This window comes from Acinetobacter sp. ANC_7682 (assembly GCF_056779795.1).
Genome location: NZ_JBWYIQ010000021.1, coordinates 15,267 through 29,572 on the forward strand (window position 1 = coordinate 15,267; position 14,306 = coordinate 29,572).

Consider the following 14,306-nt stretch of genomic DNA (forward strand, 5'->3'; position numbering starts at 1 on the left):
TGTAATTTTTCATAAACAAAAATCCAAGTCGTTAAGAATAATGTAATTTTTCTAGCATAAACTGCGCGAATCTAGGAAAATAGAGCGCTTTATCGCTATCAATCAGCGAACTGTTTTTTCGCCTCGATTTGGACAATTTATGAAGTTTGAAAAATTAGGTCAGTCTGGTCGCGCTCGACGCGGACGCTTAACCTTGGAACATGGTGTCGTTGAAACACCGATGTTTATGCCTGTCGGAACTTACGGCACTGTTAAAGGCATGCTCCCACGTGATATTGAAGAAATTAAATCACAGGTCATTTTAGGGAATACCTTTCATTTATATCTACGCCCTGGTCTAGATGTCATTCGCGAGCACGGTGGTCTACATGGTTTTATGAAATGGAATAAACCAATTTTGACTGACTCTGGTGGCTTCCAAGTATTTAGCTTAGGCGCAATGCGTAGTATCAAAGAAGACGGCGTAACATTCCGCTCTCCAATTGATGGCTCTAAAGTCTTTCTTTCTCCTGAAATTTCGATGGATATTCAACATACATTGAATTCAGATATCGTGATGATTTTTGATGAATGTACACCCTATCCAGCGACTCACGAAGAAGCTCAGAAATCTCTACAACTTTCATTGCGTTGGGCAAAGCGTTGTAAGACTCAACATCATGATGTGTTAAAAAACCGCAATGCTCTGTTTGGTATTATTCAAGGCGGCATGTATGAAGACCTCCGCCAAGAATCACTAAATGGATTAAAAGAAATCGGTTTTGATGGTTATGCGATTGGCGGTCTTTCTGTAGGCGAGCCAAAAGAAGAGATGATCAAAGTCCTTGATTATCTTCCAGAGCAAATGCCTGCGGATAAACCACGTTATTTAATGGGTGTTGGCAAACCAGAAGACATCGTTGAAGCTGTTCGTCGTGGTGTAGACATGTTTGACTGTGTAATGCCAACTCGTAACGCACGTAATGGACATTATTTTGTTACGGACGGTTTAGTGCGTATACGAAATGCGAAATACCGCCATGATCAAAGCCCACTTGATCCGCATTGCGATTGTTACACCTGTACCAACTTTACCCGTTCGTATCTATACCATTTAGAAAAATGTGGTGAGATGCTTGCATCAATGCTTGGGACGATCCATAACCTTCGTTATTACTTGCGTTTAGCAGAAATGATGCGTGATGCATTAGATAACGGAACATTTGATGATTTTGTTCACGATTTTTATGCACGCCGTGGGCTTGAAGTACCACCTTGTCCGCAAGATTAATACATCAGTATTTGCGCTGAGCAAAAAGACAATGTAAATTGCTGAACAAGCCGATTTTTTATCATCTTTTTTGATATTTTTAGTTTAGGAAAATGAAATGAGCCTTTTTATTTCGACTGCACACGCAGCTGGTGAAGCTGCACAACAACCAAGCTTAGTTGCTAACTTATTGATGATTGCGGTATTCATTGCAATTTTCTACTTCTTAATTTGGCGTCCTCAAGCAAAACGTGCGAAAGAACATCGTACTTTGGTTGAGAGCTTAGGCGTTGGCAGCGAAATCGTTTTTGCGGGCGGTTTAATGGGCCGTATTACTAAACTCGAAGGTGATTTCGCTGTGGTTGAATTAAACCGTGGCAACGAAGTTAAAATTCAGCGTGCAAGCGTGATTTCAGTATTACCTGAAGGCACTCTAAATAACCTTTAATTATAAAATAGTCGTGCAGCTGCACGACTTTTTTCATTTTAAGAAGAAAGCGAATGCGTTACCCAGCATGGAAATATTTACTCATTCTAGTTGTACTAGTCGTGAGTACATTATATGCCCTGCCAAGTTTGTATCCTGATGAACCAGCTGTCCAAATTTCTGGTGCAAAAGCTGGTTCTGTCATTGATGACACAGTGATTCAAAAAGCAGAGCAACTATTAAAAAGCAACAATATCCAATCCCACAATAACAGCTTTACTCAAAATGCTGCCCTTCTACGTTTAGACAGTTCTGAAGCCCAATTAAAAGCAAAAGATATCCTACGTGAAGGTCTGGGTGAAAACTATGTTGTTGCATTAAACCTCGCACCAACAACACCTGAATGGTTACAGAAAATCGGTGCACGACCAATGAAACTTGGTCTTGATTTGCGCGGTGGTGTCCACTTCCTCCTTGAGGTGGATATGGACAAAGCGATTGCGCAGCGTATGGAAACTTCGGCTGCTGATTTGCGACGCGAATTCCGTGAAAACAAGATCAAATTCAATAGTCTTTCATTAAATAACAATGCGATCACTGTTCAATTTGCTAACAATGAAGATCGTGCAGCAGCGATGGATCAGCTTCGTCGTAACGGCAATAAATATACTCAACAAGCACTTGCAACTGAAAATGGTGCCAGTCTTCGTTTAACCTATACAGACACCACGAAGCAAGAAATTCAGTCATATGCGCTAGATCAAAACTTAACAACACTTCGTAATCGTATTAATGAACTTGGTGTTGCAGAAGCATTGGTTCAAACCCAAGGTAGCAACCGTATCGTGGTTGAATTACCAGGTGTCCAAGACACAGCTGAAGCAAAACGTATCTTAGGTCGTACAGCAAACTTAGAATTCCGTTTGGTGTCTGATCTAAATGATCAATATATTGATCCTTATTCAGGGAAATATAATGGTCAACCCTTACCTCCAGGGACAGAAGTATTCGCCTATGAGTCTTTAGACAGTGGTCGTGAACTTTTACTTAACCGTAATCGTATTCTGACGGGTGAGCGTGTACAAAATGCTTCTTCAGGCTTTGGACAAGATAGTGGTACAGCAGAAGTTAACATTACCCTTGATAATGCAGGTGGTAAGTTAATGTCAGATGCGACTCGTAGCGCTGTTGGTAAGCGTATGGCGGTACTGTTCATTGAGAATAAACAACGTATCAGTTACGTTGAAGATCCTGAGACAGGCGCACAAACTGAAGTACGCACACCATATACTGAGTCTGTCGTCATTAATGCAGCGAATATTCAAGCAGTACTGGGTTCACAGTTCCGTATTACTGGTTTAGATTCACCTCAAGAAGCGGCTGAACTAGCTTTAATGCTTCGTGCAGGTGCACTCGCTGCGCCAATGTACTTTGTTGAAGAGCGTGTTATCGGTCCAAGCCTAGGTCAAGAAAACATCGACAAAGGCGTACTATCTACTCAAATTGGATTCATCTTGGTCGCAATTTGGATGGTGGTATTCTTCCGCTTATTCGGTGTCATTGCGAACTTCGCTTTAGTATTCAACTTAGCAATGATCTTGACGGTTATGTCTTGGATCGGTGCTTCATTAACGCTGCCAGGTATTGCAGGTATCGTTATTACCATCGGTATGGCGGTGGATGCAAACGTTCTCATTTGCGAGCGAATACGCGAGGAAATCAAATGGGGGGCATCGCCTAAACAGGCGATTGTTGCAGGTTATGATCGAGCTTATAACACCATCTTTGACTCGAACTTAACCACATTCCTTGTTGCATTTATTCTCTTTGCCATTGGTACTGGTCCGATCAAAGGATTTGCCGTGACACTCATGATTGGTATTGTTTGCTCGATGTTTACTGCGATTACAGTAACGCGTGCAATTGTACAGATCATTTATGGTAAAAAACGTAACTTGAAAAAGTTGAGCATTTAGGAGATCTATCATGACTGAAAATACTCAACTCGAATCAAAACAGTACGGCCGTCCAGACAACGAACGCATTATCCCGTTCATGAAGATTGCAAAACCAGCAGCTTGGCTTTCAATCATCCTGACAATTGCAAGTATCTTCTTTATTGCGACCAAAGGTCTTAATTTAGGACTAGACTTTACTGGTGGTGTTGCAGCTGAATTGAATTATACCAATCCTGTAAAACCCTCTGAAGTTACGCAAGCATTAAGTAATGCGGGTTTCAATGATGCTGTGGTTCAAACCTTAGGTTCTGAACGAGATTTAATGGTTCGTATGCCTGTTCAAGAAGACCTTGAAGCGGAAGATTTAACCAAAGCAATTACCACTGCAGTTCAGTTAGACAATAATCCAGTCACTGTTCCAAAAGTGGATGTTGTTGGTGGTCAAGTTGGAAACGAACTTTACGTTAAATCAGCAGGTGCTGTGGCTTTAGCACTGATTATCATGCTGATTTATGTGACGATTCGCTTCGAATTCAAGTTGGCAATGGGTGCAGTTCTATCGCTATTTCACGATATTATCGTGACTCTTGGTATTTTTGCATTGATGCAGTGGCCATTTGACTTAACCGTGCTGGCTGCCCTGCTTGCGATTATTGGCTTCTCATTAAACGATAACATCGTTGTATCTGACCGTATTCGTGAGAACTTCCGTAAAATCCGCGGTGCAGAACCCCTTGAAGTCATTAATATTGCATTGACTGAAACCTTACGTCGTACCATCCACACTTCTATGACATTATTGCTTGTGGTCGTTGCTATGATGATCATGGGCGGTGATGGTTTGAAATGGTTCTCGATTGCAATGTTTGTCGGCGTTTTTGTCGGAACATATTCTTCGATTTATATCGGTACTGCCTTTGCATTGTGGCGTGGTCTGAACCGCCAAGACTTTATTGTTCAAGTAAAACCTGAATTTGAAGAGGAAGAAGAAATTCCTCAATAAACATTCAATACAAAAAGCCCATCAAATGATGGGCTTTTTTAATGTTGAGTGATTTGAATTTGAGGAATTGCAAAACCACGGCAAGAATATTCACTTCGCCATGCGACTGTCAGCATACAATCCATGATTTCAAAATTCTGATAAGCAAATACCCCTAAGACTGGATGCTCACAAACCCCACCCATTTGTGTGGTATGGGCATTGGTATTCAACTCATTTAAGCTCATGCGGATTCCCATCCCATGTGCCTTCAGAATTGCTTCCTTAATGGTCCAGACTTTAAACCAATAGCGAGAATCAAAATCCAATTCTGCCCATATCGCATATTCCAGTGGATGAAATGCATGTTTGGCTAAGGCTTCGAATCGAATTGATCGATTCAGCTCTTCAATATCCACACCCAAATCTCGAATATGATGTGATGTAACTAAAGCATAATAATGTTGACTATGACTATGGTTAAACTCAAAGTTTGAGATTTTTTTCAAAAAAGGTTTTCCATCTTTCGTTTGGTCAATATCCTCATTTTTTATTGTTTTATTTAATTTACTTCCTAGTAAGCAGTTACGATATTGGTGAATCATTTTTTTTCTAAGACTGATTTCTTCTGTACGTGTGAGATTTTCAGGAACTTGAAAAAAAGAAGAAATTTTAGAAATATCAATTTGAATATGACGGGTCATAATAACGTTCTCAGTGATTCCATTTATCTTAATTTATTCGCATGATAAAAAAAGCCCAAACTTCACATTTGGGCTTTCTGGACTAAATTTACAATTGATTAACCGCGTTTGAACTTCTTCTCGGCTTTCTTAAACTTCTGTACATAACGACGTTTACGTGCCGCAGTACGCTCGTCAATTTGAGATTTACGACCTTCAAATGGGTTTTCTGAAGTTTTAAATTCAATTTTTACAGGTGTACCCTCTAGTTTATACACTTTACGGAACACGTTTTCTAAGTAACGACGATAGTCAGCTGGGGTTTTATCAACTTTATTACCGTGAATCACAATCGTAGGTGGGTTTTGACCACCGATATGCGCATAACGCATTTTAATTGCACGGCCTTGAACTTTAGGTGGATGATGCGCGTCTGTTGCATCTTTTAAGATCTCAGTGATTTTCGCTGGAGATACTTTCAAACGTGAAGATTCATATGCACGATGAATTGAAGGATAAAGCTCACCCACACCTGTACCATGCAACGCAGAAATTAAATGGATTTTTGCCCATGGAATAAAGTCAAAACGACGCTCAACATCCAATTTACATTGTTTGCGATCATATTCTGACATATTGTCCCATTTATTGATCGCAATCACCATCGCACGACCAGCTTCAATCGCATATCCAATCAAATGCAAGTCTTGCTCAACAATACCTTCACGCGCATCAACAACAACAACGACAACATTGGCATCTTTCATTGCTTGTAAAGTCTTTACGATTGAGAATTTCTCAATCATTTCATCCACTTTACCTTTACGACGAACACCGGCAGTGTCAATGAGCGTATATTTTCGACCATCGCGCTCAAATGGAATGTAAATTGAGTCACGTGTAGTACCAGGCTGGTCAAAAGCAACGACACGTTCTTCACCTAACAGGCGATTAACTAATGTTGACTTACCTACGTTCGGACGACCGATAATCGCTAGACGAAGCCCAGTATCTTCATCACGCTGTTCACTTAGGTCATCTTCTGGTACATCTTCAAGCACTTCTTCGAGCATTTGTTGAACACCACGCCCATGGCTGGCAGCCACTTGCATCGGTTCACCCATACCCAACTTAAAGAACTCAACCAATGCTGCCTCTGCATGGACACCATCGACTTTGTTGGCAACTAAAAATACTTTTTTACCGAGTGAACGCAACTCACGCGCAATCTGTTCATCGGATGCTAAAAGACCTGCACGCGCATCAACAACAAAGATGATCATATCTGCTTCATGAATCGCAGTTTTAGACTGCTCTGCCATGTAAGAGTCGATCCCACCTTCGTTTTCGCCGATACCACCAGTATCTACAACGATAAATGATTTATTTTGATAAACTGCATCACCATATTTACGGTCACGAGTAAGACCGGCAAAGTCTGCAACAAGCGCGTCACGACTTTTGGTAATCTGGTTAAACAGCGTTGATTTTCCGACGTTCGGACGACCAATGAGCGCAATAACGGGTTTCATAGATTAACCTTTAACAAGATCAGCCAACTCAATTGGCCTGAACATCAGAAACTGTGGAAGAAGTTAGACGAATCATCTACTTAAAAATAAAAATGTCGGGGTCTGAAAATTCAACACCCCGAACTTAAAATATGTATTCAGCGACTAGTTTACCATAAGCAGAGAAAAAATTAACGATTCTGCCAAATTGTAAGTGCGCCTGTACGTGTCACTGAGTAAAGCTGATTGTTCACTACACGCAACGAACGTACTTCACCACGCGTTTTTTCACGCCCAACAAGTTGACCATTTTTAGGATCTACAAGGTGGAGTACACCCTCATAATCACCTACCACTAAATACTGACCCAACATTACTGGATTGCTTAATTGACGGTTAAGCAATTGATCATTATTCCATAATGGCTGACCCGTCACCAGATCAAACGATACAATTTTACCATCTGTTTGCGTGACGAATACTTGGCGACCTGCAACTTCAGCACGGTTAATACTACTTGCATCTTCACTCCAAATCACACGTTGTGAAACTAGATCTAGTACAGTGACTTGACCTTGATAGCTGGTGGTTACAACCAATTGTCCTGCAACAATTGGATCTGCATCCACATCAACTAAACGCTGTATATCAGAACGACCATCGCTGACTGCCACACGTCTTTGCATACGCAAAGTTCCAGTGAGACTATCAATTGCGTATACGTATGCATTTGACGAGGCCACTAAAACTGTTCGTGGGTCTAAGCGCACAGGTGAAGCTTGACCACGTAAGCTCAATTGTTCGTTTGGCATACGATAGGTCCACACTTGTTGACCTGTTTTTTCATCCAGACCAAACACCGTACCGTCATTTGCAACAACGATCACTCGACCAGTCTGAATAAGCGCCGCACTCAAAATTGCACCGCTTAATTGCGCAGTCCAACGGATATCACCCGTTTTTTGATCAAGAGCAAACAGCTGACCTTTCTTGTTGCCGACGATTACTAATCCGTTGGCCGCTTCAACACCTGAACTTAAACCAAGCTTTGTAACTTGTTTTTCCCAGACACGCTGCTTACCTTGATATGCAGAAACCTGTCCCTTAGGATCTAAAAAGTATAAAACACCTTGATCATTCGCCATTCTCAAACGCAATGGATCAGCAGCATCCGTCGCTGAAACATTATGTGAAAAAATAGGTGCTAAGCTCACCGATTGCTGAATTTTAGGCAACGGATTAGGTTTCACCTTTTCTTCTTTCACCGTATTGCTTGTACACGCCATTAGTGCACACGACAATGTCGCTAGAACAAAAGAAATTTTATACTTTCTATCCATTAAGACTCATCCGTTTGTATATCTAAAATTGGGCGCTCAATTTCAGGATCTTCTACTAATATGCCAACACTTTCGAGTTTAATTTGTAAGATTTGGCGTTCTTGTTTAGTTGCAATTAAGTTATCCCATGCGCTCTGATAAGCTTTTTTCGCATTTTCAATATCATTCTTAGCAATATAAATATCGCCACGCGCTTCATCTACAGTTGTTTTGAAAGCGGGCAAAGTCAAACCAGACAGTGTTTTTAAAGCTTCATCATATTTTTTTTGTGCCAGTTGAGCATCCGCTAAACGAAGCTTAATGATGTGTTGTAAACCTTCATCTTTGATTTGAGCGTTTGCAATTTTTTTCAATTCACGTTCAGCTTTGGCATAATTCTCTTGATCATAAGCCAATTTTGCCATTACAAATTGCGTTTGAACCGCATGAATCGAATCAGGATTTTCTTTTACAATTTTTTCAGCAGTTCCATCCAAAGCAGTCGCTACTTTAGGATCAGTTGTTGCAGCTTTCGCTTCATCAACTAAGAGCTGTACTTTAGCAGTCTGTATTTGATCTTCTGCTACGTTTTTCTTCTTCCAATATTCCCATCCGAAAAAGGCGATCAGGGCAAGAAGAATCAGCGTAATCAACGCCGATCCATATTTCTTAAAAAACGACTTTGCTGTATGCAGTTGTTCTTCGTCAGTCATTGCGCTCATATGATCGCCCTTTCCTTATGTTCTTAAATTTATTTTGAAGATAGTTTATCAATGATGAACGGCACAATGTCATTGACCGCTACTTGTGTCTGCTCTGCTGTAGCCAACTCTTTGACTGAAAGTTGTTGCGCTTCAGCTTCACGCTCACCAAAGATTAAGGCATAAATTGCACCAGACTGATCCGCTTTTTTCATTTGACTTTTCATCGAGCCTTGAGAACCAACTTTCAGACGCACTGAACTGTTTGCAGCTTCAAGTTGATCTCGAATTTGCTCAGCCAAAACTAAAGCTTTACCTTGCGTCGCAGGATCTGCAAGTAAAAATACTTCACAATCACGTACTGGTGTATTGTCTTCTACTTGTTCTAAAAGAAGCAATAAACGCTCAATACCCATTGCGAAACCAACCGCAGGAACGGATTGATCTGGTTTACCTTTTAACTGACCCACTAAACCATCGTAACGACCACCAGCACATACCGTACCCTGTGAACCCAGATGTGTCGTCGTCCATTCAAATACAGTTTTATTATAGTAATCCAAGCCACGAACCAATTTTTGGTTAATGACAAATGAAATACCTGCATCGGTTAAATATTGCTGTAATTGTTGGAAATGTGCCAGCGTCTCTTCACCCATAAAGTCATGAAGTTTAGGCGCATTTTCTAAAATACTTTGAGTTTTTGCATCTTTAGAGTCCAAAATACGCAGTGGATTCGTCGTTAAACGACGCTGCGAATCTTCATCTAAATCTGACTTATGTGATTCTAAAAACTCAACCAAGGCTGCACGATAAGCTGCACGTTCATCTGACTCACCTAAAGTATTAAGCTCTAATTGAACTTTGTCCGCAACACCCATCCGTTTCCAAAGACGCGCAGTCATCAAAATCAGTTCAGCATCTTGATCAGGAGTTCCAACACCAAACGTTTCCACACCAAATTGGTGGAATTGGCGATAACGACCTTTTTGCGGTTTTTCATAACGGAACATCGGTCCAATATACCAAACACGCGGTGTCGCACCACGAAGCAAATTGTGTTCGAGCATAGCACGTACACAACCCGCAGTACCTTCAGGACGTAAGGTCAAAGACTCAGGAGGATTACCTTTATCTAAGAACGTATACATCTCTTTTTCAACGATATCCGTTGCATCACCAATAGAACGCTTGAACAAGTTTGTCTGTTCAACCATCGGCAAACGAATTTGTTGATAGCCATAGGCATCCATCAAACCAGATAGATGCTGTTCAAGACGTCTCCAAGCTGGGGTTTGCGTTGGGAGAATGTCATTAAAACCTTTGATTGCGACGATTGAACTCATGATCTACTCAGAAAAACCTGTGCGAATAATCTCTTTTGATTTAGCTTTTTCAAGCTCGTTAACACGTTGACGAACCATATTTTCGATTTCATCAACCAATTGATTTGTGTCAATTAAATGACTCTTTTCACCATTACGATACACCAGTGAACGTGGACTTGCACCCACTACACCAATATCAGCTTCTTTAGCTTCACCAGGACCGTTGACTTTACACCCGATGACAGATACATCCATTGGAGTACGTACATCTTCCAAACGCTCTTCAAGCATTTGCATCACTTTGATGACATTAAATTCTTGACGTGAACAACTTGGGCAAGCAATAAAGTTAATACCATTTGAACGTAAGCCCAAAGATTTAAGAATATCAAAACCAATTTTGATTTCTTCCTCAGGTTCCGCTGCCAATGAAATTCGCATGGTGTCGCCAATGCCTTCCATTAACAATCCGCCCAGTGCAATTGCCGACTTCACCGAACCAGTACGGTAAATTCCAGCTTCAGTCACTCCTAAATGTAACGGGTTGTCAATTTGTTGTGACAATAAGCGATAAGCATCCATCGTCAAAAAGACATTCGATGCTTTCACTGACACTTTAAACTCTTGGAAATCCAAACGATCTAAAATATCAATATGACGCATTGCTGACTCAAGCAAAGCTTGACCTGTTGGCTCACCATATTTCTTTTGAATATCTTTTTCGAGAGAGCCTGCATTGACACCAATTCGCATTGAAATATCGTTGTGACGAGCCGCAGCAACCACTTCGCGAATTTTTGCTTCTGAACCGATATTCCCTGGGTTAATACGCAGACAATCTGCACCCAAATCTGCAACAGCTAAAGCAATTTTATAGTCAAAATGGATATCGGCAACGAGTGGCACTTGCACTTGTTTACGAATTTCTCCAAAAGCAGCAGCGGCTTCCATACTCGGTACAGACACACGCATAATATCCGCACCAGCATCCACACAACGTTGAATTTGTGCAACTGTTGCAGCTACATCACAAGTTTCAGTATTGGTCATGCTTTGAATACTGATTGGCGCATCGCCACCCACATACACAGAACCTACGCGAATTTTACGTGTTGGTTTGCGTCGAATCGGATTCTCGATCATCGTTTTACCTTTAACCCATTAACGTGATAAACGGAATTCAGCTTTTCCGTTTACGGTATATGGTGACAATGAAATATTTTCATTATTTAAACTTAATGAAACGGCTTGAGCATCATCTAATCGAATTTGGAATGGAGACTGTCCATTCAAACTAATCGCAGTTGATTGGCGTCCAGTTGCTAAAACTTTACCCGTACTGTCCACAATGTGTACCGATGTAGGACGACTAAAACTGAGATTCATCGTATCGCCTGATACTGCTTCAGTCGTGCCTGTACCATTATTTAAGGTCAGAATTTGGACATTATTGGACTGATTCGTATCAGTATTTGACGAATCGCCTTTAGCCGCCCATTTTTGGATTGCGGAGATTAATATCCAAGCCACGCCCAAAATAATTAACGCAATCACGATGCGTTTAATCCACTTGCGATTACGTACACTTTTCGAGCCAGGAAGTTTCCCCATAATTTTAATTGGAGAATTGTTCAAAGCATGATTTGGCAGTAAACCTGTATCATTTTGATAGATTTCATCAAAACGTTGAATTAAAGCAGAGGCATCAACTTTGAGATACTTCGCATACGAACGATAATATCCCTTAATGAAAGTCGCTTCTGGCAAAGATTTGTATTCGTCTTGCTCTAACGCTTCAAGCGTTTTTACTGGCATTTTCAAATCACCAGCAACTTTGACCAGATCACGTTGTTGAGATATACGGATTTGACGCAAATACTCGCCAGGGCGTTGAATATTTCCTAAAGCATTAGGTGCTACGTTTGAACCAGTAGGTTGCTGTGAATTAGGATTTACTTCCATACGGCCTCAGTATTGAACTGTAATTGCAAATAACGTTGAAATTCTTGACTATTTGGAAATAAAGTACGCAACTGATTCACCAGCACATACATTCCCGTTCTATCACCATTGGCACGTGCGATACGTAAACCAATCCAGAGTGCTCGCGCACCTTGATTTTGCTGGCCAACTTTGAGTACAAATTGCTCATATAGCTGACGCGCGGCAATATTATTCTTTTGCAGATAAAATATCTCTGCCAACTCTATCATTGAAACAGTGGAGTCACGATTGACTTGCAGTGCTTGTTTGAACGTTTTTTCAGCATTCGGTATATCACCTTGAATCAGATAAATCCGTCCAAGGTTTTCTAATGCACGATGACGTTGGTCATATCCAAGCGTTGCGCCTGCAATTGAAAGCTGTTTTACAGCATCATTATATCGTTTCACTTGATACAAATACGTACCATAGTTGTTACGTGCTTGCGCATTTTTAGGATCAATTGATATCGCACGAGAAAAATAATGATCTGCACGTTGCATGTTGATGTCACTTCCTTCTTGCTGAAGCAACACCCCCATCATCATATTTGCCGTCGAATCGCGCGAATTAACCTCTAATGCTTGATCAAGCACACGTTTGGCAGCATCTAAATTCCCAGTTCGAATATATTCAGCCGCCATTTGGGTACGAACTTTCACTGATTTCTCAGGATCTTTTTTGCTCGTATCGCCACTGGTAGTTTGGCATCCAAAGAAAAGCAATCCAGATAAAGCGACTGTCATCGTCATGACTATTTTTTTATACATCGGCTTGCTCAAATGATGCCTCCCTCTTTTTAATCATTCACATCTAAATGATACAACTAGCCTTGTGAACGCATAATTTCATTACGTTCTAGCACTTTTTTCTTCCATTGTTCTGCACGACGAGTGCGGTCAGCCACTTGACCTACCAATTGACCACAAGCTGCGTCAATATCATCCCCACGTGTCTGACGAATCGTACACACAAAACCAGCATCAGACAAAGTTTTTTGGAAAGAAATGATGCGATTTCGGCTCGAACGCCCGTATGGTGCATGTGGGAATGGATTAAATGGAATCAAGTTAATTTTACTTGGTAAATTTTTCAACAACTTAATCATCTGCTGTGCATGTTCAGGATGATCGTTGACCCCGTCTAACATGACATACTCAATTGTGACATGCTTACGTGCACTTTCATTACCATCTTTAGTGATGTAACGCTGACACGCTGCAATGAGTTGCTCTAACGGATATTTTTTATTAATTGGTACTAATTCGTTACGTAACTCATCATTGGTTGCATGCAATGAAATTGCAAGCGCAACATCAATATCTTGAGCCAATTGATCTATCTTCGGCACAACCCCTGACGTTGACAATGTGACGCGGCGTTTAGACATTCCATAGGCGAAATCATCAAGCATGATACGCATTGAATTAAGCACAGCGTCATAGTTCAATAATGGTTCGCCCATACCCATCATTACCACGTTGGTCACAGAGCGCTCACGCTCAGCAACTGGCACATCTTCCATATAGGAATAGTTCGCCATCCACAACTGACCAATAATTTCAGCCTGTGTTAAATCGCGTTGGAAACCTTGTTTTCCTGTTGAACAGAACGAACAGTCCAAAGCACAACCGACTTGTGATGAAATACATAAGGTTTTACGCGAACCCGTTTTATCCTCAGCAGGAATCAGTACTGTTTCAACCAAAGAACCCGCACCATCACCTACACGGAATACCCACTTACGTGTTCCATCTTTAGAATAGTTTTTATGCACGACTTCTGGTGCTTTAATTTCACAAATCTTTTCAAGTTTTTCACGTAATTTCCCTGAAATATTAGTCATTTCAGCAAAATCAGTAACGAAGAACTGATGAATCCATTTCATCACCTGACCCGCACGGAACTTTTTCTCCCCCATATCCTCAAAGAATTTTTCCATTTGCGGACGTGACAGGCCAAGTAAATTCACTTTCTGTACAGTATCAGCCTGCTGTACTTGAACAGTAGTGGGCTGTTGTTCATCTAAATTGACGGATGAAGCGACAACTTCAGAATTCATGAGTATTACCTAAACCATAATGTGGGATAAAAGAACATGCTCAATTTTCAAGCAATAAAATCTTTCAGAAATAAAAAAACCAGATAAGCAGTATAGCACTTAT

The 14,306-nt window shown here is 40.9% G+C and carries 13 protein-coding genes; 4 read left to right on the plus strand and 9 right to left on the minus strand.

Going from position 1 to position 14,306, the window contains the following annotated elements:
• Positions 1 to 139: 139 nt before the first annotated feature.
• The 4 genes from tgt (at position 140) to secF (ending at position 4,637) form a co-directional block, all read left to right on the plus strand.
• Positions 140 to 1,270 (plus strand): tRNA guanosine(34) transglycosylase Tgt, encoded by a 1,131-nt coding sequence (gene tgt / locus AC1M9D_RS09435; RefSeq protein ID WP_035265598.1) that lies wholly within the window; start codon positions 140 to 142, stop codon positions 1,268 to 1,270.
• Between the two features lie 97 nt (positions 1,271 to 1,367).
• Entirely contained in the window at positions 1,368 to 1,697 is a 330-nt protein-coding gene (gene yajC, locus AC1M9D_RS09440; protein ID WP_035265599.1) for a preprotein translocase subunit YajC, read from the plus strand.
• A 53-nt stretch (positions 1,698 to 1,750) separates the two neighbouring features.
• Positions 1,751 to 3,652, plus strand: a complete 1,902-nt coding sequence (secD, locus tag AC1M9D_RS09445) for a protein translocase subunit SecD (protein ID WP_035265600.1) — start codon at positions 1,751 to 1,753, stop codon at positions 3,650 to 3,652.
• Between the two features lie 7 nt (positions 3,653 to 3,659).
• Positions 3,660 to 4,637: a protein translocase subunit SecF gene (secF, locus tag AC1M9D_RS09450; RefSeq protein WP_481612040.1), complete on the plus strand. Its 978-nt coding sequence runs from the start codon at positions 3,660 to 3,662 to the stop codon at positions 4,635 to 4,637.
• 38 nt (positions 4,638 to 4,675) lie between these two features.
• Here the strand turns inward: secF and AC1M9D_RS09455 are convergent, their stop codons facing one another.
• The 9 genes from AC1M9D_RS09455 to rlmN form a co-directional block, all read right to left on the minus strand.
• Positions 4,676 to 5,320 carry a 4'-phosphopantetheinyl transferase family protein gene (locus AC1M9D_RS09455; RefSeq protein ID WP_481595121.1) on the minus strand — a complete coding sequence of 215 codons (645 nt, stop codon included), beginning with the start codon at positions 5,318 to 5,320 and terminating at the stop codon, positions 4,676 to 4,678.
• A 98-nt stretch (positions 5,321 to 5,418) separates the two neighbouring features.
• The gene (der, locus tag AC1M9D_RS09460; RefSeq protein ID WP_481587156.1) at positions 5,419 to 6,831 is read right to left on the minus strand and encodes a ribosome biogenesis GTPase Der; all 1,413 of its coding nucleotides are present in this window, start codon (positions 6,829 to 6,831) and stop codon (positions 5,419 to 5,421) included.
• A 170-nt stretch (positions 6,832 to 7,001) separates the two neighbouring features.
• A complete protein-coding gene (bamB, locus tag AC1M9D_RS09465; protein ID WP_481595120.1) occupies positions 7,002 to 8,150 on the minus strand; it encodes an outer membrane protein assembly factor BamB in 1,149 nt (382 codons plus the stop codon).
• Positions 8,150 to 8,851 carry a YfgM family protein gene (locus tag AC1M9D_RS09470; protein ID WP_481612027.1) on the minus strand — a complete coding sequence of 234 codons (702 nt, stop codon included), beginning with the start codon at positions 8,849 to 8,851 and terminating at the stop codon, positions 8,150 to 8,152. The genes bamB and AC1M9D_RS09470 overlap by 1 nt, the downstream gene beginning before the upstream one ends.
• Positions 8,852 to 8,880: 29 nt before the next feature.
• The gene (gene hisS, locus AC1M9D_RS09475) at positions 8,881 to 10,176 is read right to left on the minus strand and encodes a histidine--tRNA ligase (RefSeq protein ID WP_481612028.1); all 1,296 of its coding nucleotides are present in this window, start codon (positions 10,174 to 10,176) and stop codon (positions 8,881 to 8,883) included.
• Positions 10,177 to 10,179: 3 nt separating this feature from the next.
• Positions 10,180 to 11,301: a flavodoxin-dependent (E)-4-hydroxy-3-methylbut-2-enyl-diphosphate synthase gene (ispG, locus tag AC1M9D_RS09480; protein ID WP_092767631.1), complete on the minus strand. Its 1,122-nt coding sequence runs from the start codon at positions 11,299 to 11,301 to the stop codon at positions 10,180 to 10,182.
• A gap of 18 nt (positions 11,302 to 11,319) precedes the next feature.
• Positions 11,320 to 12,120: a helix-turn-helix domain-containing protein gene (locus tag AC1M9D_RS09485; protein WP_481612029.1), complete on the minus strand. Its 801-nt coding sequence runs from the start codon at positions 12,118 to 12,120 to the stop codon at positions 11,320 to 11,322.
• A complete protein-coding gene (gene pilW, locus AC1M9D_RS09490; RefSeq protein ID WP_481612030.1) occupies positions 12,111 to 12,911 on the minus strand; it encodes a type IV pilus biogenesis/stability protein PilW in 801 nt (266 codons plus the stop codon). Before pilW ends, AC1M9D_RS09485 begins: the two co-directional genes overlap by 10 nt.
• A 56-nt stretch (positions 12,912 to 12,967) precedes the next feature.
• Positions 12,968 to 14,203, minus strand: a complete 1,236-nt coding sequence (rlmN, locus tag AC1M9D_RS09495; RefSeq protein WP_035265621.1) for a dual-specificity RNA methyltransferase RlmN — start codon at positions 14,201 to 14,203, stop codon at positions 12,968 to 12,970.
• Positions 14,204 to 14,306 lie beyond the last annotated feature (103 nt).